At 72.8% G+C, this 23,641-nt stretch carries 19 protein-coding genes, 1 tRNA gene and 1 riboswitch; of the genes, 11 read left to right on the forward strand and 9 right to left on the reverse strand.

Features of this window, described 5'->3' with window-relative positions; all coding sequences use genetic code 11:
- Positions 1 to 340 precede the first annotated feature (340 nt).
- Positions 341 to 904 carry a MarR family winged helix-turn-helix transcriptional regulator gene (locus ACFY3J_RS36935; protein ID WP_225076308.1) on the reverse strand — a complete coding sequence of 188 codons (564 nt, stop codon included), beginning with the start codon at positions 902 to 904 and terminating at the stop codon, positions 341 to 343.
- A gap of 176 nt (positions 905 to 1,080) precedes the next feature.
- Between ACFY3J_RS36935 and ACFY3J_RS36940 the strand changes: the two genes are divergently transcribed.
- On the forward strand, positions 1,081 to 2,352 hold the full coding sequence (locus tag ACFY3J_RS36940; RefSeq protein ID WP_384187598.1) for an MFS transporter: 1,272 nt from the start codon (positions 1,081 to 1,083) through the stop codon (positions 2,350 to 2,352).
- Positions 2,353 to 2,421: 69 nt separating this feature from the next.
- On the opposite strand, the gene ACFY3J_RS36945 is transcribed toward ACFY3J_RS36940, so the two are convergent.
- Both ACFY3J_RS36945 and ACFY3J_RS36950 read right to left on the reverse strand, forming a co-directional pair.
- Entirely contained in the window at positions 2,422 to 4,098 is a 1,677-nt protein-coding gene (locus ACFY3J_RS36945) for a SpoIIE family protein phosphatase (RefSeq protein WP_384187594.1), read from the reverse strand.
- Positions 4,099 to 4,332: 234 nt separating this feature from the next.
- Positions 4,333 to 5,709 (reverse strand): NAD(P)/FAD-dependent oxidoreductase, encoded by a 1,377-nt coding sequence (locus ACFY3J_RS36950; protein ID WP_384187591.1) that lies wholly within the window; start codon positions 5,707 to 5,709, stop codon positions 4,333 to 4,335.
- Between the two features lie 396 nt (positions 5,710 to 6,105).
- Between ACFY3J_RS36950 and ACFY3J_RS36955 the strand changes: the two genes are divergently transcribed.
- The gene (locus tag ACFY3J_RS36955; protein ID WP_384187589.1) at positions 6,106 to 6,873 is read left to right on the forward strand and encodes a TetR/AcrR family transcriptional regulator; all 768 of its coding nucleotides are present in this window, start codon (positions 6,106 to 6,108) and stop codon (positions 6,871 to 6,873) included.
- 183 nt (positions 6,874 to 7,056) lie between these two features.
- Positions 7,057 to 9,123 (forward strand): sigma-70 family RNA polymerase sigma factor, encoded by a 2,067-nt coding sequence (locus ACFY3J_RS36960; RefSeq protein WP_390842705.1) that lies wholly within the window; start codon positions 7,057 to 7,059, stop codon positions 9,121 to 9,123.
- On the opposite strand, the gene ACFY3J_RS36965 is transcribed toward ACFY3J_RS36960, so the two are convergent.
- Positions 9,110 to 11,209 (reverse strand): asparagine synthase-related protein, encoded by a 2,100-nt coding sequence (locus tag ACFY3J_RS36965; protein ID WP_384187585.1) that lies wholly within the window; start codon positions 11,207 to 11,209, stop codon positions 9,110 to 9,112. The two genes, ACFY3J_RS36960 and ACFY3J_RS36965, sit on opposite strands and share 14 nt — an antisense overlap.
- Positions 11,210 to 11,892: 683 nt before the next feature.
- Here ACFY3J_RS36965 and ACFY3J_RS36970 point away from each other — a divergent pair.
- The 4 genes from ACFY3J_RS36970 (at position 11,893) to ACFY3J_RS36985 (ending at position 16,870) form a co-directional block, all read left to right on the forward strand.
- Positions 11,893 to 13,317: an MFS transporter gene (locus tag ACFY3J_RS36970; RefSeq protein ID WP_384187582.1), complete on the forward strand. Its 1,425-nt coding sequence runs from the start codon at positions 11,893 to 11,895 to the stop codon at positions 13,315 to 13,317.
- Between the two features lie 85 nt (positions 13,318 to 13,402).
- On the forward strand, positions 13,403 to 14,623 hold the full coding sequence (gene lhgO, locus ACFY3J_RS36975) for an L-2-hydroxyglutarate oxidase (protein WP_390842706.1): 1,221 nt from the start codon (positions 13,403 to 13,405) through the stop codon (positions 14,621 to 14,623).
- Positions 14,624 to 14,691: 68 nt separating this feature from the next.
- Positions 14,692 to 15,516 (forward strand): tRNA (guanosine(46)-N7)-methyltransferase TrmB, encoded by an 825-nt coding sequence (gene trmB, locus ACFY3J_RS36980; RefSeq protein WP_384187576.1) that lies wholly within the window; start codon positions 14,692 to 14,694, stop codon positions 15,514 to 15,516.
- A 19-nt stretch (positions 15,517 to 15,535) separates the two neighbouring features.
- On the forward strand, positions 15,536 to 16,870 hold the full coding sequence (locus tag ACFY3J_RS36985; RefSeq protein WP_384187596.1) for a PrsW family intramembrane metalloprotease: 1,335 nt from the start codon (positions 15,536 to 15,538) through the stop codon (positions 16,868 to 16,870).
- Positions 16,871 to 16,886: 16 nt separating this feature from the next.
- On the opposite strand, the gene ACFY3J_RS36990 is transcribed toward ACFY3J_RS36985, so the two are convergent.
- The 5 genes from ACFY3J_RS36990 to ACFY3J_RS37010 all read right to left on the reverse strand — a co-directional run bounded on the left by ACFY3J_RS36990 (position 16,887) and on the right by ACFY3J_RS37010 (position 21,331).
- Positions 16,887 to 17,831: an aldo/keto reductase gene (locus ACFY3J_RS36990; protein WP_384187574.1), complete on the reverse strand. Its 945-nt coding sequence runs from the start codon at positions 17,829 to 17,831 to the stop codon at positions 16,887 to 16,889.
- A 116-nt stretch (positions 17,832 to 17,947) separates the two neighbouring features.
- Positions 17,948 to 19,003 (reverse strand): M23 family metallopeptidase, encoded by a 1,056-nt coding sequence (locus tag ACFY3J_RS36995; protein ID WP_384187572.1) that lies wholly within the window; start codon positions 19,001 to 19,003, stop codon positions 17,948 to 17,950.
- An 11-nt stretch (positions 19,004 to 19,014) separates the two neighbouring features.
- Positions 19,015 to 19,171, reverse strand: a riboswitch (cyclic di-AMP (ydaO/yuaA leader).
- Between the two features lie 229 nt (positions 19,172 to 19,400).
- Positions 19,401 to 19,474, reverse strand: a tRNA-Met gene (locus ACFY3J_RS37000).
- Between the two features lie 99 nt (positions 19,475 to 19,573).
- Entirely contained in the window at positions 19,574 to 20,704 is a 1,131-nt protein-coding gene (locus ACFY3J_RS37005; RefSeq protein ID WP_384187570.1) for a dihydrofolate reductase family protein, read from the reverse strand.
- A gap of 123 nt (positions 20,705 to 20,827) precedes the next feature.
- The gene (locus ACFY3J_RS37010; RefSeq protein WP_390842707.1) at positions 20,828 to 21,331 is read right to left on the reverse strand and encodes a hypothetical protein; all 504 of its coding nucleotides are present in this window, start codon (positions 21,329 to 21,331) and stop codon (positions 20,828 to 20,830) included.
- Here ACFY3J_RS37010 and ACFY3J_RS37015 point away from each other — a divergent pair.
- The 4 genes from ACFY3J_RS37015 (at position 21,314) to ACFY3J_RS37030 (ending at position 23,477) form a co-directional block, all read left to right on the forward strand.
- Positions 21,314 to 21,583 carry a hypothetical protein gene (locus ACFY3J_RS37015; RefSeq protein WP_390842708.1) on the forward strand — a complete coding sequence of 90 codons (270 nt, stop codon included), beginning with the start codon at positions 21,314 to 21,316 and terminating at the stop codon, positions 21,581 to 21,583. The two genes, ACFY3J_RS37010 and ACFY3J_RS37015, sit on opposite strands and share 18 nt — an antisense overlap.
- 389 nt (positions 21,584 to 21,972) lie before the next feature.
- Complete coding sequence (locus ACFY3J_RS37020) at positions 21,973 to 22,293, forward strand: hypothetical protein (protein WP_390842709.1); 321 nt, start codon at positions 21,973 to 21,975, stop codon at positions 22,291 to 22,293.
- Positions 22,290 to 22,622: a hypothetical protein gene (locus tag ACFY3J_RS37025; protein ID WP_390842710.1), complete on the forward strand. Its 333-nt coding sequence runs from the start codon at positions 22,290 to 22,292 to the stop codon at positions 22,620 to 22,622. Before ACFY3J_RS37020 ends, ACFY3J_RS37025 begins: the two co-directional genes overlap by 4 nt.
- Before the next feature lie 219 nt (positions 22,623 to 22,841).
- The gene (locus tag ACFY3J_RS37030) at positions 22,842 to 23,477 is read left to right on the forward strand and encodes a hypothetical protein (protein ID WP_390842711.1); all 636 of its coding nucleotides are present in this window, start codon (positions 22,842 to 22,844) and stop codon (positions 23,475 to 23,477) included.
- Positions 23,478 to 23,641: the final 164 nt, after the last annotated feature.

A 23,641-nucleotide genomic window follows, 5' to 3' on the forward strand; every position in this document is an offset into this window, starting at 1 on the left:
TTCCCTTTCCGGCGGTTCCGACTCTATCAGATCCTTTCTCGACCTGATCCCCAGTCAGCGGGGTTTGTCTTCGCGGCCGTTGGGCCGTTCCGACGTCTCAAACCTTAGCGGATTCTCTCGGCGGTTCCCAATCGGGCCCTCGGGCGCTTGATCAAGATCGACGAGTCCCACTCGAATTGAATTCGGGCATGCCGAAAACAATCCCGGATGGGAGATCGTGCTGGTGGTTTGAGTGCCGCTCATGCGGCGGAGGTGTCGACGAGAAGCCTTACGGCCCCGCGGCAACCCGGAGAACATTACGGATCCGGCAGGCGACTGTCAAGCGTCCCCGCCGGGGTTTTCAGTCGAGGTCGGAGAGCCGACCGCCGGCGTCCGGCTGGGCGTGCTCCACACGGCGCAGGATCCTGGTCAGGACCTCGCCGAGGGCCGTGCGCTCGGCCGGGGACAGGTCCTGGAGGAGGTCGCCCTCGAAGACCGTGGCCAGCCGCATGACCTCGAGCCACTTCTCGCGGCCCTCGGACGTCAGCTCCACGATGACCCGGACGCGGTTGGCCTCGTCGCGCTCCCTGTTGACCAGACCCTCCGCCACCATCCGGTCGATGCGGTGGGTCATCGCGGCCGGGGTGAGGCCGAGGCGCTTGGCGAGGTCGCTCGGGCCCAGGCGGTAGGGGGCGCCGGAGAGGACGAGGGCCTTCAGCACCTCCCAGTCGGCGTTGCTGATGCCGAGCGCGGCGGTCTGCCGGCCGTAGGCCACGTTCATCCGCCGGTTGAGCCGGGACAGCGCGGAGACGATCTGCTCGACCTGGGGGTCGAGGTCCTGGAACTCGCGCTGGTAGGCGGCAATCTGCTCCTCGAGCGCAGGCTCGGTGCCGATGCCGTCGGTGCCGCCGGGGTTGTCGCCCATGCCCGCAGTATGGCACGGGACTGCTTGGCGTTGAAGTCCTTCCAGGTGTACTGTTTAGCCTCGAACTTTAGCTTCGAAGTCTTCAGTACTAACTACTGACCTCTTCAAGCACCGATGTCCACTACTTGCTACCTACTTAAGAGAGGGTGAACGTGACCAGGGCGATGGGCGCAGCGATGCGCCGGATCCACGTGGGCAACGCACTCAGCGCGTTCGGGCTCGGCTTCACCGTTCCCTACCTGTACGTCTATGTGGCGCAGGTGCGGGGTCTGGGAGCCATGACGGCGGGGATCGTCCTCGCCGTCTTCGCCGTGGCCGCGCTGATCGTGCTGCCGTTCGCCGGCCGGGCGATCGTGCGGCGCGGCCCGCTGCCGGTCCTGCTCGCCGCCCTGGTCACGGCCGCGCTCGGCGCTCTGAGCCTGGGGCTGGCGGGCGGAGCCGAAGCCGTACTGCTGTCGGCGGCTGCGCTCGGCGCGGGGCAGGCCGTGATGCAGCCGGCGCTGGCGACGATGATCGTGGACTGCTCGACCGCGGAGACGCGGTCGCGGGCGTTCGCGATGCAGTTCTTCCTCCAGAACCTCGGGCTGGGCGTCGGCGGCCTCATCGGGGGGCACCTCGTCGACACCACCCGGGTGTCCTCCTTCACGCTGCTGTTCGCGATCGAGGCGGCGGTGTTCCTGCTGCTGGTCGTGCTGATGTCGACGGTGCGGATGCCGCACTCGCCGCGGATCCCCGCCGGCTCGGCGCGGTCCGGACAGCCGGCGGGGGACGGCTGGAGGCAGCTCATCGGGAACCGGGCGATGGTGCAGCTGTGCGTGCTGGGCTTCGTACTGTTCTTCGCCTGCTACGGGCAGTTCGAGTCGGGTCTGAGCGCGTACGGCGTGGAGGCCGCGGGCATGGCCACGTCGACGCTGGGGACGGCGCTCGCCGCGAACACGCTGATGATCGTGGTGGCGCAGTTCGCCGTGCTGAAGTTCGTGGAGCGGCGGCGGCGGTCGCGCATGATCGCGGCTGTGGGGCTGATCTGGGCCGTGGCGTGGGCCGCGGCGGCGTACGCGGGACTCGGGCACGGCAGCCGGGCGATGGCCACGGCCGCGTTCATCTCGACGTACGCCCTGTTCGGGCTCGGTGAGGCGATGCTGTCGCCGACGGTCGCGCCGCTCGTGGCGGATCTCGCTCCGGAGGGGATGGCCGGGCAGTACAACTCGGCCTTCGCCCTGGTGAAGCAGCTCGCGCTGGCGCTCGGCCCGGCCGTGGGCGGGCCGCTGGCGGCCTCGCTGCCGGGGCCGTACGTGGTGACGTTCCTGTTGTTCTCGCTCCTGATCACCGTCCTGGCGCTGCGGCTGGGGCGGGGGCTCAGCCCCGCGCAGGACCATCCGTGGGCCGCTCGGAGCCGGGTGGTCGCTCGGGGCGCGGTGGCCGCGGAGCCGGTGGGCGCGGAGGCCTGAGCCCGCGCCCGCCGCCGGCCGGTCGTGGGGCCGCGCCCCGGACCCCCGCTCCCCGGCGGACGGTCCGCCTCAGCGCAGGCCCCGCCGGACCGCTGCCTCCGGCAGGGTGAACTCGCACCACACCGCCTTGCCGCCGCCAGGGGTTCTGCGTGAACCCCAGTTGGTGGCGATGGTGGCGATGATGGCGATGCCACGGCCCGACTCGTCGCCCGGATCGGCGCGACGGCGCCTGGGGAGATGGTCGTCGCCGTCGGTGACTTCGACGATGAGGCGGCGGTCGGTGCGCCGGAGCCGCAGTCGCATGGGCGGGGTGCCGTGCTGGAGGGAGTTGGCGACCAGTTCGCTGGCGGCGAGGACGCCCAGGTCGTGCAGATCGGGCGGGAAGCGCCAGCTGGCGAGGACGCCGGAGGCGAACGCACGCGCGCGTGGAGCCGCTTCCACTCCGCCGAGCAGTTCCAGTGCGGCGTTGCGGAAGAGTTCGCCGTCCGGGCCGGTGCGGGCGGGGTGCTGGAGGACGAGGACGGCCACGTCGTCGTCGTGGTCGGCCTGCACACCGGCCGAGCGGACCAGTCGGTCGCAGACCACCTGCGGGGAGCCGGTGGCGCCGGCGAGCGCGCGTTCCAGCGCGGCGATCCCCTCGTCCAGGTCCTCGTCGCGGCGTTCCACCAGCCCGTCGGTGTAGAGGACCGCCATGGAGCCGGGGCCCAGCGGGACCGAGCCGGAGGCGTGCACCCAGCCGCCGGTGCCGAGCGGCGGGCCGGTGGGTTCGTCGGCGCGCAGCACGGTGCCGTTCTCGTCGCGGACCAGGATCGGCAGGTGCCCGGCGGAGGCGTACACCAGCCGGCCCTCGTTGGGGTCGTGGACGGCGTACACGCAGGTGGCGATCTGGTTGGCGTCGATGTCCGCGGCGAGGCCGTCCAGGAGTTGCAGGACCTCGTGCGGTGGCAGGTCCATGCGGGCGTAGGCGCGAACGGCGGTGCGCAGTTGGCCCATGACCGCGGCCGCCCGCACCCCTCTGCCCATCACGTCACCGATGACCAGTGCCGTGCGGCCGCCGCCGAGGGTGATGACGTCGTACCAGTCGCCGCCGACCGCGGCCTCCGTGCCGCCCGGCTGGTAGGTGGCGGCGATGCGCAGGTCGTCGGGCTGCTCCAGCACCTGGGGCAGGAGCGAGCGCTGGAGGGTGACGGCGGTCTCGCGCTGCCGGCGCTCGCTGGCGCGCAGGCGTTCGGCGGCGTCGGCGTGGTCGGTGACGTCGGTGGCGAAGACCAGAACGCCGCGGCCGTCGTCCTTCGGTTCGGCGACAGGTGTGCACGTGAACGTGTACGAGCGGCCGTCAGGTGCCTTGCGGGACTTCAGGGTGCGCGGCCTGCCGCTGCGCAGCACCTGGTCCAGGAGCGGGAGCAGACCCAGTTCGCGCAGTTCGGGCAGGGCGTCGCGGGCGGGTCCGCCGAGCGGGCGTACGCCGAAGGCCGCCGCGTAGGCGTCGTTGACGTAGGCGATGCGGTGGTCGGAGCCGTGGACGAGGGCGACGAGGGCCGGGACGCGGTCGAGGACCTCGCGTGCGGGGAGTTCGTCGACGGCGGGCACCGGCACCGTCTCGTCGGTCAGTTGTTCGGCGCGGGCCGGGGGTACGGTGCCGTCCGCCCGCCGGTCCGGGACGGTCGCGAGATCGGGCCGAGCCGCCGTGCGGCGCTGCGTTCCGTTGATTCCGGGGAGCCGGGCGCTCCAGCGCGTGAAGTTCACGAATCCTTGCCTCGTGTCGTCGTCTCAGGCCAGCTCCGGGCCCGGCCGGGGGTCAGGGGCCGCGCGGCGGTGACCGCACATTCTTACTGTCCCGGGGGTGCGGCACAGCGGGAATGCGTCATCCGTGCCGGGCGGGCGACTGCCCGTCCTCGGCCGCGGGCCTGTTGGGTGGTGCGGCCGACCGCGCCGACATCCGTTGGACGCCGGGGCGTGCGGCGGAGTTCCCCGGTCCGGTCAGGACGACCCTTTCGGGTTGATGTTCGGGTCGAGAGGATGTTTTCCACCGGCCGCGAGTTCGAACTCCGCCCGGGGATGTTCGAGTGAACCCAGGGAGACGATCTCCCGTTTGAAGAGTCCCGCCAGCATCCATTCGGCGAGCACCCGGGTCTTGCGGTTGACCGTGGGCACCCGGCTGAGGTGGTAGGCGCGGTGCATGAACCAGGCGGGGTAGCCCTTCAGTTTGCGCCCGTAGATCTGCGCGACGCCCTTGTGCAGTCCGAGTGAGGCGACCGAGCCGGCGTATGTGTGCGCATACGTCTCCAGGGGCTCGCCGCGCAGGAAGTGGCTGATGTTGTCGCCCAGGAGCCTGGCCTGACGGACAGCGTGCTGGGCGTTGGGAGCGGTCAGGCTGCCCGGTTCGCCGGTGGTGACGTCGGGGACCGCGGCGGCGTCGCCCGCGGCCCAGGCGTGCTCGACGCCCTCGACGGTCAGCTGCGCGGTGCACTTCAGGCGCCCGCGGTCGTTCAGCGGCAGGTCGCTGGCGGCGAGGATCGGGTGCGGTTTGACGCCCGCGGTCCACACGACCGTACGGGTCGGGAAGCGCTGTCCGTCGCTGAGGACGGCGATCCGGTCGGCGCACGATTCGAGACGCGTCCGCAGCAGGACCTGGATGTTGCGGCGACGCAGTTCGGTGACCGTGTAGCGGCCCATCTCCTCGCCGACCTCGGGCAGGATGCGGTCCGAGGCCTCGACGAGGATCCACTTCATGTCCTCGGGCTTGACGTTGTGGTAGTAGCGGGCGGCGTAGCGGGCCATGTCCTCCAGTTCGCCGAGCGCCTCCACGCCCGCGTACCCGCCGCCGACGAAGACGAAGGTGAGGGCCGCGTCGCGGATCGCGGGGTCGCGGGTGGAGGAGGCGATGTCCATCTGCTCGATGACGTGGTTGCGCAGGCCGATGGCCTCTTCGACGGTCTTGAAGCCGATGCCGTAGTCGATCAGGCCGGGGATGGGCAGGGTGCGCGAGACGGATCCCGGGGCGAGGACGAGTTCGTCGTACGTCAGCTTCTCGGTGCCCCCGGTCTCCTCCGTGGCGAGGGTGGTGAGGGTCGCGGTGCGGTGCGCGTGGTCGATGGAGGTGGCCTCGCCGACGATGATGCGGCACCGGTCGAGTACGCGGCGCAGCGGGACGACGACGTGCCGGGGGGAGATCGCGCCGGCCGCGGCCTCGGGCAGGAAGGGCTGATACGTCATATAGGGATCGGGCGTGACCACCGTGATCTCCGCCTCGCCCCGACTGAGCTCCTGTTTCATCCGCCGCTGCAGGCGCAGGGCCGTGTACATCCCGACGTAGCCGCCGCCGACAACGAGAATGCGCGCACGTTCCTTCACCATCCCATGACGCACCCGACGCTCTCGTTTGTCCACAGCCCCGACGAATTGTGTGACCGTCGGCCGGAGCGGCGCGGGGTTGGCCGAATTATCGACGTATGAGGAAAGGGCGCAGGTCAGTGGGTGTACGCCGGGGGGCGGAAGGGGGCGCAATACGGACGTATGCGGCTCGTACTCCGATCGGGGGGCGCTCCGTGCGGAACCTGCCCCTTCTGAATTGACTCCCTCTCAACTATGTTCGTGTGTCGACGGGGTGTGGGGGATGTGGTCCGAGCGAGCCCGCCGAGTACCTCCGGATCTCGGGGGCGGGCCCGATCGTGCGTGATCCCGTTCCGCGCACTCCGGAATCAGGAACGGGGAGAGTCTCCGGGGGGAGACGTCATTACCGGGGGATCACATATGCACATTCAGGGCACTCATTGGTCCACCGCGTCCGCCGTGCCACCCGGTGGCGGGGCGATGGGCGCTACGGCGGGCAACGCGCGCGGGGACGAGCCCCGGACGGGCCGGACGGCGCCGCTGCGCGTGGACGCACAGCGCAACCTCGAGCACGTGCTGCGGGCGGCCCGCGAGGTCTTCGGCGAACTGGGGTACGGCGCGCCGATGGAGGACGTGGCGCGGCGCGCGCGCGTCGGCGTCGGCACGGTGTACCGGCGTTTCCCGAGCAAGGACGTCCTGGTGCGGCGGATAGCCGAGGAGGAGACGTCCCGGCTGGCCGACCAGGCGCGGGCCGCGCTCGGCCAGGAGGACGAGCCGTGGTCGGCGCTCTCCCGCTTCCTGCGGACGTCGGTGGCCTCCGGCGCCGGGCGGCTGCTGCCGCCGCAGGTGCTGCGGGTCTCGGTCGCCGAGGACCGGGCCGACCCCCGGGTGCCGCAGCAGCGCGCCCAGCCGGGCTCCGGGGAGCTCAGGCTCGTGACCGACGGGGCGGCGCTCAAGTCCGGCGCGGTGGAGGACGACGCGGGGGCGGCGGCGCTGCTGGAGGTCGTGGGCCGGCTCGTGGAGCGGGCGCGCGCGGCGGGCGAACTGCGGCCGGACGTGTCGGTGTCGGACGTGCTGCTGGTCATCGCGACGGCGGCACCCTCGCTGCCGGACGCGGCACAGCAGGCCGCCGCTTCGGCCCGGCTGCTGGACATCCTGCTGGAGGGGTTGCGCTCGCGGCCCGCGTGAGCCGTGGTCCCCGCGTGAGACGTGTCCTGCGGGCCTTCCTCCTACGGGTGAGGACGGTACCCGGGTACGACCGGGCCCCACGGACGAGTGGAGGATCCCTGCCGCCGGGGCCCGGTGGCGGTCGGTGTGGCAGTCTGGCCCGGTGATCGGGACGGTCTGGCCGACTTCGGGGGCGTTTGCGCGATGAGCGTTGACGGGCGTGATGACGTCGTCGGTGACGGCGGGTCGCGGACGGACGGGCCGGATTCTCCGCAGGTGCCGGCCCAGGGCGGACCGTCCGGGGTTCCGCGCGGCACCGGGCGGGCCAAGGGAGGCCCCCCGGCACGGGGCGGCGTACCGGCACAGGGCGGCTCCCCGGCAGCACACGGCGGCGTACCGGGGCAGCGCGAGCGGCCCGAGGCGCGTGAACCGCCGCCTTCCGCGGCGGAGCCCGCGCTCTCGGCGGACCTGCCGCCGTCGGACGCCGAGCTGATCGGGCGGGTGCGCGCGGGCGACGACAGCGCGTACGAGGAGCTGTACCGGCGCCACGCCGACGCAGTACGCCGGTACGCGCGCACGTGCTGCCGGGACTCCCACACCGCCGACGACCTGACCGCCGAGGTGTTCGCCCGGGTGCTTCAGGCGGTGCGCGGCGGTTCCGGCCCCGAGCACGCCGTACGCGCCTATCTGCTCACCACCGTCCGGCGGGTCGCCGCGCGGTGGACCAGCACCGCCCGGCGCGAGCAACTGGTCGACGATTTCGCGGTGTTCGCCGCGCAGGCGGCGCGGGCCGCGGAGCTGTCGGACGACGCCGCGTCCACCGGCTCCTTCGGAGCGGGCCTGGACCTCGGCGCCGACGTGCGCGCGATGCACGAGGCCGAGCAGTCGATGGCCATGCGGGCCTTCCGCTCGCTGCCCGAGCGGTGGCAGGCCGTGCTGTGGCACACGGAGGTCGAGGACGAGTCGCCGAGCGCGGTCGCCACGCTCTTCGGGCTGGACGCCAACGGCACGCGGGTGCTGGCCAGCCGGGCCCGGGAAGGTCTGCGGCAGGCCTACCTCCAGGCCCACGTCAGTGCCGCCCTCACCGCCGACGAGGAGTGCGCCCGGTACGCCGACCAACTCGGCGGCTACGCCCGCGGCAAGCTGCGCACCCGTGCCGAGCGGGGGCTGCGCAAGCACCTGGAGGAGTGCGCCAAGTGCCGGCTGGCGGCCACCCAGATCGCGGAGGTCGCCGGCGGCATCCCCGCCGTGGTCCCGGTCGCCGTCATCGGCTGGTTCGGCGCCGCCGGGTACGCCAAGGCGCTCGGCATCGTCGCCGGCGGCGCGGGTGCGGCGGGCGCGGCAGGGGCCGCGAGTGCCGCGTCCGGGGGTGCCTCCGGTGGCGGGGGCGCGGGGGCCTCGGAGGGGCTGGGTGCGCCGATCAAGGCGGGGATCGCGGCCGGTGTGGTCGCCGTGGCCGCCGCGGCGGTCGCGCTCGCGCTGGTCGGTCGGGAGGCCCCGGTCGGGAAACCGGAGGCGCGGCCCGCCGCGTCCGTCCCGGTCGTCGAGCCGCAACCGCCGACACCGACGCCCCCTCCACCGCCCGCACCGACCCCGACGCCGGAGCCGCCGAGGCCGGCACCGAAGCCGAAACCCGAGCCGCCGAAGCCCGCGCCGAAGCCGAAGCCGGCACCGAGCGCCAAGCCTGCGGTGCCTCCCGCCGCGGCGACGCCGCCCCCCGCCGCCACCCCCACACCGGCACCCGAGCCGTCACCGTCGCCGACGCCCGCCCCGACCAAGCAGCCCGCGCCCGGGCCCACGCCGACTCCCCCGCCGACGCCGACTCCTCCTCCCGCGCCGGTGGTCTACCCGTTGAACGAGCTGAAGTACGACATCACCGGAGACGGCACCCGCCCCGAGGTGCGGCTCGGCGCGAGCAGTTGGGTGTGGCAGCGCCACAGCCTGTCGATCGCCGACAAGCGGTACGCGCACGGGGTGACCGTGCACGGCGAGTCCTCCGTCACCATCGACCTCAACCGGGAGTGCTCCGCCTACGACGCCGTGGTCGGCGTCGACGATCTGACGGCCGGGCTCGGCCGGGTCTCCTTCTCGGTGTACGCCGACGGCGTCCGCGTGTGGAGCTCGGGGACGATCGCGGGCGGTGACCCGGCCGTCCCCGTCCATGTGAGCCTCGCCGGCCACCGGACCGTACGGCTGGTCGTCGAGCCGCACAGCGCCTTCGACACCGTGGCCCTCGCGGACTGGGCCGAGTCCGGGTTCACCTGCCGGTAGGGCTCGGCCGGCCGCCGGAGGCCAGCGCGCCCCGCTGCGGGGCGATGCCCGCCGGTACCGCGCGGGCACGCGCGGGTGTGCCGGTCCAGCAGGTACCGCGGCGGGACAGCAGGCGCCGCAGCCACAGTTCCAGGGACACCAGCTCCGCCAGGCCGTCCAGCGGCAGCGGCTCGCCCTGCGCCGCCGCGCGCAGGGCCTTGCGGACCACACGGGCCTCCACCAGGCCGGCCTCGGCGAGCAGGGGGGTGGCGAACAGGTCCACCAGGTCGTTCACGGCCACGCGCAGGCCGGTGCGGGACGCCGCCGCGGCCGAGGCGTGCGAGGGGGCGCCCCAGCCGGGTGGCAGGTCGCCCACCCCGGCGCCCTGGAGGACCGTGCGCAGGATCACCGCACGGGCGCCCGGCTGCACCCGCAGGGCCTCCGGCAGGGCCCGGCAGGCGCGGACGACCTGGTTGTCCAGGAAGGGCGTGTGCAGCCGCTGGGAGCGGACCTCGGCCGCCTGTTCGAGCACCCGCAGGTCCGCCGCCTGCCGGGCCAGGGCGGCACGCGCGCGGTAGTCGCCCGGCCGCTGCCCGGGCCCCACCCCCGAGCGGGTCGTCGTCCCTTGCAGGCGAACCGATACTTCAGCCAGTGCCTCTCCGGTCAGCCACCGGGCCGCCGGCCCGGGTCTCGCCCAGGTGAGTGCGGCCAGCGACGCCCCGACGGTGCCCCCGGGCTCGTCGAAGCGGCGGTGCATCAGCCGTTCGGCGAGGAGGTCGAGTCCCGCGCGGTAGGGCGTCCTCGCCAGCCGCCGCGCCGCGCCGTACACGCGCGCGGGGACCATGACCGATCCGTCGGCCTTGGCGAGCGCGGCGACGGGCCGGACCAGGTGGCGGCGCTTGCGGTCCATCAGCAGGTCGGCCAGGCGCGCCGGGTGGGCGTCCAGGACCTGCCGGGCACCGTGGCCGGTGAAGTGGTCCGCGCTGCCCGCCGCGAGCCGTGCGCGGTGCCGTGCCGCCGCGACCAGGGACGGGCCGGGTTCGTCGGTGAGGGGGCCGTCCAGCTCGGCGTAGGGCAGCACGTCCTCGCCGCCGGTCACCACCACGTGGTGCAGGCGGGGGTTGGCCGCGAGCGTCCCGGCGCGCTCCAGTTCGGCCTCGCGCCCGTCGGCCGTCAGGTCGTTGAAGGTGACCGCGAGCAGGCGCTCCCCCGCTCCCGTGCCGTGGCCCAGGAGGGTGCCCGGCCGGCCCGGAAGCCCGGCGGCCAGCAGCGCGAGCGTGCCCGAGGCCGGTCCGCCGGACAGGTCGGCCCCGATGCCCGGCACCGGCATCCCGCGAGCCGCGCGGCGCTCGGCGGGGCCCATGCCGGGCACCGGGCCGGGGTCGACGTCGGGTACGTGCCGGGGCGCGGACAGCCGGGCGCGGACGGCCTCCACCAGCGCGTCGCGCACCGCGCCGACCGCGCTGTCCGGGTCGGCCGGCGGTGCGGCCACCGCGAGCGAGGCGACCGGCTCGTACCCGGCGACCTCACGCGCCCCCGCCCGCAGGATCAGCGCGTGCCCCGGCGGGATGCGCCGTACGCCCTCGTAGGGCGTGGAGTCGTCCAGCGCGGCCGGTACGTCGGGGGCGGCCAGCAGGGCGGCCAGGTGACCGAAGTCGAGGTTGGCCTCGATGAGGTCGGCCAGCGGCAGCGCGGCCGTCGCGTACGCCGTGCCGCCGGCCCACGGGGTGTGGAACACCGGGCGGGCTCCGGCGAGATCGCCGCAGACGGTGATGCGGCGGTCCACCTGCACGACGGCGGTATAGCTTCCCGGCCAGGCCGTCAGATGCCTGAGCGCGCCCCCGCGCGCGGCGAACAGGCCGACCCGCAGCTGTTCGTCGGAGGCCCCGCAGATGCCGAGCACCGCGATCCTGGTCCGGGCGTCGGCCTGCACCACGCGGACCTCGTCCGGGCGCCAGTCGCCGACCGCCCACAGCGGGTCGGGGTCGCCCCACAGGAGCTGGGAGCCCACCGGGTGCAGGGTCTGGCCGTCGTGTCCGGTGGCACCGGCGGAGCCGAGCCCGGTAACGCCCGCGGCGGTGCTGCTCCATCCCACCAACCACCGCATCGAAGCCTCCACCGCCTGTGGGCAACCAGTGCACCGCAACGAACCGGGTCACCATGCTGCCACGAAGGAGGCGCGCCGGAGGGGAGGCGGAGCCGCCTTCGGTGCACCGCACACGCCCCCGTGCGCCTGCCGCGGTGGTGGCGAACGCCCGTACCGCGCAAGGCCTTCGCGACTCGAATGCGCCCCCTGATGCGCTCCCCACAACACCCTTCGCGCCCTCAAGTGCCGTGGTGAGAGCCGTAGTCGGCCCTGGGAAGCGGGATCGATTTTCGGCCAATTCCACGCCATGGGGACACGTGTGCGCACGCTCCGTACTCGCTCTGCGCATCGCGCAGACAATACGCAGTCCGGGAGGCGGAGTTCGCCCCCCGGACCGTTCCGCCACCCGCGGGGATGAAGGCGGCGGTGTCCCCCAGCCCACCGGATCCAGTACAGCGGGCCGACCCACGCGGGACCATGGAACCGCTCCCCCGGTGGCCGGAGAAGAGCGCACGGACGGGCGCACGGCCACACATCGGGGGCACGCCGCAACCCTGCGTGCAGGGACCGCACTTCCGTGCGGGCCACAATCCCGCCATCCGGAAGAATGCCCCTTAACGCTTGGGATGCGGCGAACTACGCTGGGTTTACGAATGCCGCGTGGTTATGCCAGCGCGGCAGCCGTCTGTGTCGAGGGGTGGCGCATGTCCAGGGAGCAACGCGGGCCGAACGAAAAGCTCGGCGCCGTTCTCGCCCTCGCGGGAATCAGCAACGCAGGACTCGCGCGGCGCGTCAACGACCTCGGCGCCCAGCGCGGGTTGACACTTCGCTACGACAAGACCTCGGTGGCGCGCTGGGTTTCGAAGGGGATGGTGCCGCAGGGTGCGGCCCCGCACCTCATCGCGGCCGCCATCGGGCAGAAGCTCGGCCGCCCGGTACCGCTCCACGAGATCGGCCTGGCGGACGCGGATCCCGCACCCGAAGTGGGCCTCGCCTTCCCCAGGGACGTGGGCCAGGCGGTGAAGTCGGCGACGGAGCTGTACCGGCTCGACCTCGCCGGCCGCCGGGCCGGCTCCGGCGGCATCTGGCAGTCGCTCGCCGGATCGTTCGCAGTGAGCGCATACGCAACGCCCGCCTCGCGCTGGCTGATAACCCCGGCCGACAGTTCGGTGGCGCGCGAGGCGAGCCCTGCTGAGGCCTCCGGCGCACCGATCAAAGTCGGCCACAGCGATGTGCGGAAGCTGCGGGAGGCCGCCGAGGACGCCAGGCGCTGGGACTCCAAGTACGGAGGCGGCGACTGGCGTTCGTCGATGGTGCCGGAGTGCTTACGCGTGGAGGCGGCGCCGCTGCTGCTCGCCTCGTACTCCGACGAGGTCGGCAGGGCCCTGTTCGGCGCCTCGGCCGAACTGACCCGGCTCGCGGGCTGGATGGCCTTCGACACCGGCCAGCAGGAGGCCGCGCAGCGCTACTACATCCAGGCGCTGCGCCTGGCCCGTGCCGCCGCCGACGTGCCCCTCGGGGGCTACGTCCTGGCCTCCATGTCCCTCCAGGCGACCTACCGCGGCTTCGGCGACGAGGGCGTCGACCTCGCGCAGGCCGCCCTGGAGCGCAACCGGGGCCTGGCCACGGCCCGCACCATGAGCTTCTTCCGGCTCGTCGAGGCACGTGCCCACGCGCGCGCGGGCGACGCCCAGGCGGCCGGCGCCGCCCTGAAGGCGGCCGAGGGCTGGCTGGAGCGGTCCCGCGACGGGGACAACGACCCGTCCTGGCTCGGCTTCTACGGCTACGACCGGTTCGCCGCCGACGCCGCCGAGTGCTACCGGGATCTGAAGGCACCCCGCCAGGTCCGCCGCTTCACCGAGCAGGCGCTGTCCAAGCCCACGGAGGAGTTCGTCCGCTCGCACGGCCTCAGACTGGTCGTCTCGGCCGTCGCCGAACTGGAGTCCGGCAATCTGGACGCGGCCTGCGAGCAGGGCGTGCGGGCCGTGGAGGTCGCCGGGCGGATCTCCTCCGCGCGCACCACGGAGTACGTCAAGGACCTCCTGCACCGGCTCGAGCCCTACCGCGACGAGCCACGCGTGGTCGAGCTGCGCGAGCGGGCCCGCCCGCTGCTGATGACTCCGGCCTGAGTCCCGCCCGGCCGGGCACCCCGGCCGCGCGGTCCCGCCGGTTCGAGGGCATTGTCAGTGGCGCAGTGCACTATCGAGGCGGGAGGTGGAGCAGGTGCGGCCGGACATCGCTTACGACTGCGACGTGCTGGTGATCGGAGGTGGCATCGTCGGCCTGTCGACGGCGTACGCGATCACGCGCGCCGCGCCGGGCACGCGCGTGACCGTGCTCGAGAAGGAGCAGGGCCCGGCCCGGCACCAGACGGGACGCAACAGCGGGGTGATCCACAGCGGGATCTACTACCGGCCGGGCTCGCTGAAGGCGCGGTACGCGGCGGGGGGCGCCGCCGAGATGGTCAAGTTCTGCGCCGAGTACGGCATCGCGCACGAGGTGACCGGCAAGCTGATCGTGGCGACCGGGCGGGAGGAGCTGCCCCGGCTGCACGCACTGGTGCAGCGCGGCCGGGAGAACGGCATTCCGGTGCGCGAGCTGGGCCCCGCGCAGATCGAGGAGTACGAGCCGGAGATCCGCGGACTGGCCGCGATCCACGTGGGGACGACGGGGATCTGCGACTTCACGGCGGTGGCCCGGCAGCTGGCGGAGGCGTCCGGCGCGGAGATCCGGTACGGGGCCCGGGTGGTGCGGGTGGACCGGCGCCCCGAGCTGGGGGTGGCCGTCCTGACGGGGCGCGGTGACGTCGTCCGCGCGCGCGTGCTGGTCAACTGCGCGGGGCTGTACTGCGACGAGGTGGCGCGGCTGACCGGGGACGAGCCCGGGGTGCGGATCGTGCCGTTCCGCGGGGAGTACTACGAGCTGGCGCGGCCGGAGCTGGTGCGTGGGCTGGTGTATCCGGTGCCCGACCCGGCGTTCCCCTTCCTCGGCGTGCATCTCACCCACGGGGTCGACGGCGGTGTGCACATCGGGCCCAACGCGGTGCCGGCGCTGGCCCGCGAGGGCTACGGATGGGGGGTCGTACGGCCGAGGGAGCTGGCGGGGACGCTGGGCTGGCCCGGGTCGTGGCGGATCGCCCGCCGGCACTGGCGGTACGGGGCCGGGGAGCTGCGGCGGTCGGTGTCGAAGGGCGCCTTCACGCAGGCGGTGCGCCGGCTGATGCCGGGGGTGCGGGAGGAGGACCTGGTGCCGGCCGCCGCCGGGGTGCGGGCGCAGGCCGTCCTGCGGGACGGCACGCTGGTGGACGACTTCCTGATCCGGGAGGGCGCCCGGGCGGTGCATGTGCTCAACGCGCCCAGTCCCGCGGCGACCGCCTCGCTGCCGATCGGGCGCGAGGTGGCGAGGAGGGCCCTGGCCGTGCTGGCGTCGACGTGAAGGGCGCGCCGGGTCCTGTCGGCCTTGAGGGCCGGTTCGTGCCGGCCCCACGTAAAATCGTTCCCACTGTGACTGACTCGGTGAACACCCCCCAGGCTCCCGCCCCCGGTGAGCTGCCCCGGCACACGCCCGGCGTGTCCGTGCGGCACACCCGGGCCAAGGGGGAGCCGCGTTTCCCCGACGGGCCCAAGGCCGATCCGGCCGGCTCGCACTTCGAGCGGCGGATCCGCAGCTTCCAGCCGCGCCGGAGCCGGGTGACCGCGGGGCAGGCGGACGCGTTGCAGCGGCTGTGGCCCGCCTGGGGGCTGGACATCGACGGGCAGCGGGTGATCGACCTCGCCGAGCTGTTCGGGAACGCGCGCCCGGTCGTGCTGGAGATCGGCTTCGGGATGGGCGAGGCCACCGCCCGGATGGCGGCCGAGGACCCGGACACCAACATCCTCGCCGTCGACGTGCACACCCCGGGCCAGGGCAACCTGCTGAGCCTCGCCGACCGGCACGGGCTCGGCAACGTCCGCGTCGGCAACGGCGACGCCATCATCCTGCTGCGCGAGATGCTCGCCCCCGACAGCCTCGACGGGCTGCGCGTCTACTTCCCCGACCCCTGGCCGAAGAAGCGGCACCACAAGCGGCGGCTGATCCAGCCGGAGTTCCTGACGCTCGCCGCCACCCGGCTCAGGCCCGGGGCGGTCGTGCACTGCGCGACGGACTGGGAGCCGTACGCGCAGCAGATGCTCGACGTGCTGACGGCGCACCCGGACTTCGAGAACACCCAGGCCGACGGCGGTTTCGCGCCACGTCCCGGCTTCCGGCCGCTGACCCGTTTCGAGGGCCAGGGACTGGAGAAGGGTCATGTGGTGAACGATCTGCTCTTCCGCCGCGTGCCCAGGTGACCTCGTGAGGGCCGATGCCGTGGCCACCTGCCCCCCGTACCCGACACCTCCCGGCGTTCCCGGCGGCACGTCCCGCCACGCGCACTGGTGGCAGCGGCGATGGGTCAGGTACGGCGCCCTCGTCACCCTGCTCGCCCTCTCCGGGCTGGTCATCCTCGCCCTCGTACGCCGGCAGACCGGCACCGAGGGGTTCCTCGTCGGGCTCGGGCTCGCGGTGCTGCCCGTACCGCTGCTGACGGCCGCCTTCCGCTGGCTGGACCGGGTCGAGCCCGGCCCCTGGCGGAACCTGGTGTTCGCCTTCGCCTGGGGCGCCTGCGCGGCGGCCCTGATCGCGATCGTCGCCAACAGCTTCGCCACCCACTGGATCGCCACGGCGACCGCCGATCCCGCGAGCGCGGACACCCTGGGCGCGACCGTGATAGCGCCGGTCGTGGAGGAGTCCGCGAAGGCCGCCGCCGTCCTGCTGGTCTTCCTCTTCCGCAGACGCGACTTCACGGGCATCGTCGACGGGGTCGTCATCGCCGGGGTGACCGCGACCGGCTTCGCGTTCACCGAGAACATCCTCTACCTCGGCAACGCCTTCGGCACCGACCAGCTCACCGGTGACCGGGGCATCGCCTCCGTCACCGCTGCGACCTTCTTCGTCCGCGTCATCATGTCGCCGTTCGCGCACCCGATGTTCACCGTGCTCACCGGCATCGGCTTCGGCATCGCCGCGATGTCCGGGAACATCCGCCTGCGCCGCCTGCTGCCGCCACCGGCCGGGCTGCTGCTCGCGATGGGCATGCACGCCCTGTGGAACGGCTCGGCGACCTTCGGCGAGTACGGCTTCTTCGCGGTGTACGCCGCCTTCATGGTGCCCGCGTTCGGGCTGCTGACCTGGCTGGTCGTCTGGACCCGGCAGCGCGAGCTGAGGACCGTGCGCGAGGAGCTGCCCGCGTACACCGCCGCCGGATGGCTGACTCCGGCCGAACCGTTCGCCCTGGCCTCCATGCGGGCGCGCAGACTGGCCCGCGACCACGCCCGGCGCCACCTCGGCAGGACGGCGGCGCGCACGGTCGCCCAGTACGAGGCGTACGCGACCTCGCTGGCGTTCCTCCGGCACCGCGGGCGCCTGGGGCGGGCTGGCGCCGACTTCGCCGTACGGGAGCGGGAGCTGCTGCACGAGCTGTGGCGCAGGCGGGAGGTGGCGCAGCCCGCGCTGGACCACGCGGCCAGGATGACGACGCCCATGGCCGCGCCCCCCTGGCCGGGGTACGGGGTGTACGGAGTGCACCCCCGGCCGCTGGGGTACGGGTCGTACGGACCGGCGGCGCCGTATCCCTCGTACAACCCGTACCGGACGCAGCCGTAGCGGCCGGGGACGGGAGTTACGCCGACGCCCGCGTCAGCTTCCCGAGCTCCTCCTCCGTCAGCCGCAGCTCCGCGACCCCGAGCAGTGCCGGGAGCTGTTCCACCGTCCGCGCCGAGGCGATCGGGGCGGTCACCGTCGGCTGCGCGGCGAGCCAGGCCAGGGCCACCGTGGCGACCTCGGCGTCATGGGCCCGGGCGACCTCGTCCAGGGCCGTGAGGACCTCGCGGCCGCGCTCGGTCTCGAGGTGCTTGGCCGCGCCCTGCGCCCGCGCGCTGTCCACCGTCGTACCGGGCCGGTACTTGCCGGTCAGGAAGCCGGAGGCGAGCGCGTAGTACGGAACGGCGGCCAGGCCGGACCGCTCGGCGACGTTCTCCAGCCCGCCCTCGTAGGTGTCGCGCGAGACCAGGTTGTAGTGCGGCTGGAGCACCACGTAGCGGGCCAGACCCTCGCGGTCGGAGAAGTCCAGGGACTCCTGGAGGCGCTCGGCGGAGATGTTGGAGGCGGCGATGTGCCGCACCTTGCCCGCCCTGACCAGCTCGTCGAGCGCGCCGATGATCTCCTCGACGGGGACTTCCGGCTGGTCGAAGTGCGTGTAGTACAGGTCGATGTGGTCCGTGCCCAGGCGCCTGAGGGAGGCGTCGGCCGCGGCCTTGATGTTCGCGGCGCTCAGACCCTGGTAGTCGGGGTGCTGGCTGACCTTGGTGGCGATGACGACGTCGGAGCGGTTGCCGCGCTCCTTGATCCACTTGCCGATGATCGTCTCGGACTCGCCGCCCTGGTTGCCCTCCACCCACGCGGAGTAGGAGTCGGCGGTGTCGACGAAGTTGCCTCCGGCGGCCGTGTAGGCGTCGAGGACGGCGAAGGACTGCTCCTGGTCGGCGGTCCAGCCGAAGACGTTGCCGCCGAGGGCGAGCGGGAAGACCTCGAGATCGGACGAACCCAGTTTGCGTAGAGAAGTCATGCCCAACATCAACAACCGCGCCGGAGCGACCCATTCCGGGCCGGGCCGCATCCGGCCGCAAAGGTTGCGCAAACCGCTCTCACAGGCTCGTCAGGGGTGAGACCGGTCCATGTCCGTCAGGGGGTGATGCCCTTGCCGCGCAGCCACGCCAGCGGGTCGATTCCGGTGGACTGGCCGCCCGGGTGGACCTCCAGGTGGAGGTGGGGCCCCGTGACGTTGCCCGTGGCGCCCACGCGGCCGATCACGTCGCCCGTGCTGACCTTCTGGCCGACGCTGACGCTGATCGACGACTGGTGGCAGTACCACAGCTCGGTGCCGTCCTCGAGGGTGAGGATCGTGCGGTAGCCGTAGGAGCCGGCCCAGCCGGCCTCGGTGATGGTGCCGGTGTGGATCGCCTTGAGCAGGGTGCCCGTGGGCGCGGCGAAGTCGAGGCCGGTGTGGTAGCCGGAGGACCACATGGAACCGGCCTGGCCGAAGGTGGAGGTGAGCGTGTACGAGGAGGTGGGCAGCGCGTACTGCCTGGCCAGCTCGGCCAGCCGGGCCTCCTCGGCCTTCCTCGCGGCCTCCTCGGCCTTCCGCTTGGCCTCCTCCTCCGCCTTCTTCTTCTCGGCGGCGGCCTTGGCCTCGGCCGTCTCCCGCGCCTTCGCCGCCTCCTCGGCGGCCTTCTTGGCGACGGCGGCCTCGGCATCAGCCTGGGCCTTGGCCTCGATCTGGACCTGCTGCTGCTCGGCCTGCGCCATGATCCGGTTGCGCAGCACCTCGCCGGCGTCCGAGGTGCCGTCCTCGGCCTCGGCGGTGGTCAGGCCGACGCCACTGAGCGCGGTCGACGAGCCCGCGGGGGCGGCGTCGGAGTCCTCGAACAGGGAGCCCACGGAGGGCAGGTCGGGCAGCGAGATGGACACCGGCGGCTTGCCGCTGTTGGCGCTCGCCATGCCGCCCGCGCCGACCGCGGCGATGACGCCGACACCGAGAACGGTGGAACTGCGGGCGAGTCCGCCGCCGCGCTGCTTGGCGACGCGGTGCCGACCGCGCACGGGACGGATGGACTCCGCGGTGGGGTTCCACTCCTCCCAGGGGCCCTCGTCGGCGCGGCGGCTGTCGTAGCCGAAGGTCTCTCCGTGCTGCCGGCTCGGCGCGAACGGGGCTTCCGGGACAGGCGGGTTGGACGCCACGAAGGCGCACTCCTTTCCTTCCGTCTCGCCTACCGGGTTAGCTGACGGGTTCGGAGCGGGAAGGTCTCCTACGCGCGTAAACAAGCCGTGAGTACACGGCGGTTACGCTCGATTCACCCCAAGTTGGTGGTTCCCCGGTTCCCTTGCGGGATTCGGCGTGCGTGCACGGAGCCGCCTCTTGTGACGGCTGGGACGACCGTGCTGCGTTATCGAACGTTAATAGACTCGGGGCTCGGATTCCAAGCCGTTCGGCTTGATCACTAAACCTTCCGGCGCGACCTTACGGTCCATGACCACCGAAAACCGGGCGAGTTGACTGCGCCTCAAGGAGAGACGCGTGCCCGTGAAACACTCAGGGCCGGAATCCATTGATCGGATTCCGGCCCTGAGCCTTCAGTAGCGGGGACAGGATTTGAACCTGCGACCTCTGGGTTATGAGCCCAGCGAGCTACCGAGCTGCTCCACCCCGCGTCGTTGTGACACCAGTATATGCCATCCGGAAGGCTGCTCGCACCCACCTCACCTTCCACCATTCGTCACACGGTTCCCGGCCGTGCGACGGGGCCCCGTTCAGCCGAGCAGATGGCGGTTCGGTTCCATGGCCCGCTCCTCGAACTCCGGCACCACGACGACGTCCGCGCCACCGGCCGCCAGCACCCCGGTCCCGTCGGCGCCCTCGACGAACGTGTCCGGCTCCCGCCACGCCGTCACCACCCGTCGCACCCCGGCGTCCAGAATCAGCCGGGCGCACGGACGCGGCCGGGAGGCGCGGCGGGCGCACGGCTCCAGGCTGCTGTACACCGTGGCGTCCGGCAGCCGCGGATCCGCCGGGTCGACCTTGGCCAGCGCCGCCTCCTCCGCGTGCACGACCGGGTCGCCGCCCTCCCGCGAGTACCCGCGGGCGAGTTCGGTCCCGTCGGCGGCGACCACCACGGCGCCCACGCTGAACGCGGTCCGGGACGGCGGGCACTGGGCCGCCAGTTCGCAGGCGAGCCGGAGCCAGTGCCGGTCCGCGGGCACGGCGCGGCCGGCGGTGCCGGGGGCGGTGGGCTCGTAGCGCACGAGGACGACGTCCTCGATGGTCCGCGTCTCCACCAGCCGCAGCCGCCCGCCCTGGTAGGTCCCGGGCCCGAACAGCCGGGGCGCGTCCGCGTCCCCCACGAACAGAGGGGCGAGCACGAGCTGCACCTCGTCCGCGAGCTGCTGCTGGAGCAGTTGTGTGTGGACGGTCCCGCCGCCCTCGACCATGAGCCGGCGCACCCCGCGTACGTCGTGCAGGTGCTCGAGCAGCCGGGGCCAGCCGAGTTCGGCGCCCAGCGGCACGACATCGGCGGCCAGGCCCGTACGCCGCAGCCGCAGCGCGCCCTCGTCGGTCGTGTAGAGGACCTTCTCGCCGCCGGTGTGCCAGAAGGGCGCCCCGGGGTCCAGCTCGCCGGAGGCGCTGACCGCGACCTTCAGCGGGTACTCCGGCTTCCCGGCGGCGCGGCGGGCGGCCCGCCGCGCCGGAGAGTTCACCAGCAGCCGCGGGTTGTCGGCCCGCAGGGTGCCGGCCCCGATCAAGATCGCGTCGGCCGACGCCCGCACCTCGTCGACCCGGTCGAAGTCGGCGGGGCTGGAGAGCAGCAGGCGCTCGGGACCGGTGTCGTCCAGGTAGCCGTCGAGCGAGACGGCGGCGGACAGCAGGACGTACGGGTGGGGCATCGACGCCCTCTCTCTCGGCGGCGGACTGGCTCCAGTGTGACCGACCCCGCCGATCGCGGGCGGGGCCCCACCGTGGCGGAGCCGCGCACGCGAAGCGGGTGGGCCGCCGCCGGTCGGTGAGGGTCAGTGACCGAGGTGGATGCGGAACCGGAGGCGGCAGATGACGGCATCGGTGTGGCGGCGGATGGCGCGGTCCAGGACGGCACCACGCTGGTTCTGCAGAAGCCGCTGCCAGGGCCTGGGCAGGTGCATCTCCGGGATGAGGACCACGATCCGGTCCTGCCGCTCCTGGGCGGCCAGCGCGCGCAGATGGTCGACGAAGGGCCGGGGCAGGGAACGGGTGCGGCTGTGCAGCACGGTGCGGGGGACACCGGGCCGCCAGGCGTTCCAGGCGGCGTGGACCTCGTCGGCGGAGGGGGCGTCACGGTCCTCGGGGTGCACGACGCTGACGGCGCGGACCTCGTCACCCAGTGACAGCGCGGCGCTGATGGCCTCGCTGGTGAGCAGGTTCACGGCGCCGACGGGAACGACGACGACCCTGTGGCACGGCTCCGGCCGTGCGGGGACTTCGCCGAGGTGCGGGGCCGCGCCGATGCGCCGGTACGTGCGGTGCACCGACTCGAACACGGCCACCAGGACGGCGACCACGCGGCCCAGCCGGCCAGGGAGGCGACCTCACCCGACGCGGTGGTGGAGGCGGTGCGCGCACAACTCGTCGGCCTGCTCCACCTGAGCGACTGCCGCTTCGAGTACGGCTCCCCGCTCGGCCACGCCCCCCGCCTGGAATCCGACGGCTCCCTCACCCTCGGGCGCAGAACGGGGGACCAGGTGGGCGCCGCCCTCCAGACCACCTGGAGAACCCCAAGGCCCACAGCCTGACCCACGCCGCGCCCCGGGCCGCGAAGACGCCGCAGCGCCCGGACCGACCGAAGCCGAACCGGGCGCTGCGGAGCAGGTCGGAGGGGACTGCCCTCCTCCTGCGGCCGTAGGCCCTGTGGGACTCGAACCCACAACCAATGGATTAAAAATACGGGTCAGGACGTGTCGCCCGGTGATGCCGGATGACGACGCGCTCTGTTTCCCCAGCTCAGCACGCTAGGGCTCCGCCACCCCGTACCGGCCCGTGTCGGCTCAGTACGGCGCATCCGTGACCACTCCCGTGACCACGTGACCACCGCGCCGCCGACACGACGACGGCCCCGCCGCGGCGACTGCAACGCCGAACGGGGCCTTGATCCGAACCCCTCCGGTACAAGGAGCTCAGACCCATGCAGGACCGTACCCCGGACGCCGTCCGCGACTTGCTCGCGGTCGTCCTCGACGCACTCGCCCTCCCCTACGACACCCCCGACTACGACCGTCGCATCCTCGACCGCGCCGCCGAGGCCCGCACCGTCGCCACGGCCGCGCTCGCCGAGGACCCGCGAGACATCGCCTGGAACGTCGACTACCTCCGCGGCAAGCTGCCCGCCGAGGAGGCCGAGGCTGCGAAGCGGGAGGCCGTCCGCCGCTCCGTCGACGCGCAGTTCGCCGCGGTCGCCGCGTTCCTCGAGCACGAGCGCAGCACTCGGGGCGGTGAGGGCCGGTGAGCACCCCTCCGAAGCCGGGCAAGGCCCTGTCCGTGAAGGTCGACGCGCACCTGTATGACGACCTGGCGGTGATGCTCCGCACCGGTATGACGCTGTCCGACGCGGTGCGCACCGCGGTGTCCATCGTGGCTGGCGCGTACCGGAACACGTGGGAGTCCGGGCGGATCCCCGAGGGCGTGATGCCGGACATCACGCACTGCATGGTGCGCCGGTATGACGCAGGCCAGCGGCCCCTCGACGCACCCGGCGCAGCTCCGTCGGACAGTCGCCCGGCCGCGGGTCATACCCAGTCGGTAGACGGTCGTACCGAGGACGCCGAGACGGTGTGACGCCACCGCGCCGAGCACTACAGATGCAGTACGTCCAGATGCGAAAGCCACGACCCAACATCGCGCACTATCGGGCAGGCTCACAACCCTGCCCGATCCGCGGGCCAGCGTAATGAGCCGTGATCACTCGCACCAAAGCAACTCCCAGCCAAAGCCGTTCCACCGACCTCTCGTGAACTTGCAAGCACGCTGGGTACGTTGAGGCTCCAGAATGCGCACATGGATGCAGCGCTGGCAGGAATTCTTGGTGCGGTAGTCGGAGCGTGTGGGGGTGCCGTCGCAGCAGGCATAACCGGGTTCCTCGCCCGGTCTCAGACGAAGTTGCAACTGGCAGCACAGGAGCGACAGGCGGAACGGCAGATACGCGCTGATCTTGCAACTCAGCTGCGGGAGCCTCGTCGGCAGGCGTACGCCACGTACGCAGCTGAAGTCTCTGCGCGATTGGAAGCACTGTGGTGGGTGTCCGATGCAATGTCCTCCGCTCCACCGCGTCGCGAGGTCGCCCTGGAGCGTCTCAGAGGTATTGACCTGACCAGCAGCACTGCCTACGAGCAAGTCATTCTGGAGGGCCCGGAAGAAGTAGCTCTAGCCGCAGCTGACCTGGCCGCTGCGCTCGCGGAGATGACCCACATCGCCGTTTCGTGGCTCCAGGACGAGGCTGGTGTGCAGCCCGAGGAACGGGACTTTGCAGACGAGCTACGCAGAGCCCACGATGCTGCCAACAGTGCCAGACGAAACTTCCGCTTGATCGCCATGGACACTGTTCGTGCCGATGGCAGGCATCCCGAATCTGAGCAGGCGCAACTCCGAACCACTGCAATCGGCGCGTGGCGCCAGCGAGAACCGGGTAGCTGAGAAGGCTCCGGCCACGATGTGCGAAAGCGGCCCCGGCTCGAAAGTCGGGGCCGCTTCGTGTCCTGCCGCGCCCGCCCCGTCGGCGCAGGGGCGGGCAGTCTCACACGTACTCGGCGTCAGTCCAATCCAGGTACGGGCCCAACGGCGTTTCCCGCTGGTACCAA

It is taken from the genome of Streptomyces sp. NPDC001231 (assembly GCF_042896885.1).
GTDB lineage: Bacteria > Actinomycetota > Actinomycetes > Streptomycetales > Streptomycetaceae > Streptomyces.

What these genes read in the sequence shown, in the direction of transcription:
- ACFY3J_RS36960 (WP_390842705.1), top strand. Translation starts at nt 7,057, where the DNA reads ATGAGCGTTGACGGGCGTGATGACGTCGTCGGTGACGGCGGGTCGCGG.
- ACFY3J_RS36970 (WP_384187582.1), top strand. Translation starts at nt 11,893, where the DNA reads ATGTCCAGGGAGCAACGCGGGCCGAACGAAAAGCTCGGCGCCGTTCTC.
- ACFY3J_RS36955 (WP_384187589.1), top strand. Translation starts at nt 6,106, where the DNA reads ATGCACATTCAGGGCACTCATTGGTCCACCGCGTCCGCCGTGCCACCC.
- ACFY3J_RS37005 (WP_384187570.1), bottom strand. Translation starts at nt 20,704, where the DNA reads ATGCCCCACCCGTACGTCCTGCTGTCCGCCGCCGTCTCGCTCGACGGC.
- ACFY3J_RS36950 (WP_384187591.1), bottom strand. Translation starts at nt 5,709, where the DNA reads ATGGTGAAGGAACGTGCGCGCATTCTCGTTGTCGGCGGCGGCTACGTC.
- ACFY3J_RS37030 (WP_390842711.1), top strand. Translation starts at nt 22,842, where the DNA reads ATGGATGCAGCGCTGGCAGGAATTCTTGGTGCGGTAGTCGGAGCGTGT.
- ACFY3J_RS36965 (WP_384187585.1), bottom strand. Translation starts at nt 11,209, where the DNA reads ATGCGGTGGTTGGTGGGATGGAGCAGCACCGCCGCGGGCGTTACCGGG.
- ACFY3J_RS37020 (WP_390842709.1), top strand. Translation starts at nt 21,973, where the DNA reads ATGCAGGACCGTACCCCGGACGCCGTCCGCGACTTGCTCGCGGTCGTC.
- ACFY3J_RS36940 (WP_384187598.1), top strand. Translation starts at nt 1,081, where the DNA reads ATGCGCCGGATCCACGTGGGCAACGCACTCAGCGCGTTCGGGCTCGGC.
- ACFY3J_RS36990 (WP_384187574.1), bottom strand. Translation starts at nt 17,831, where the DNA reads ATGACTTCTCTACGCAAACTGGGTTCGTCCGATCTCGAGGTCTTCCCG.
- ACFY3J_RS36935 (WP_225076308.1), bottom strand. Translation starts at nt 904, where the DNA reads ATGGGCGACAACCCCGGCGGCACCGACGGCATCGGCACCGAGCCTGCG.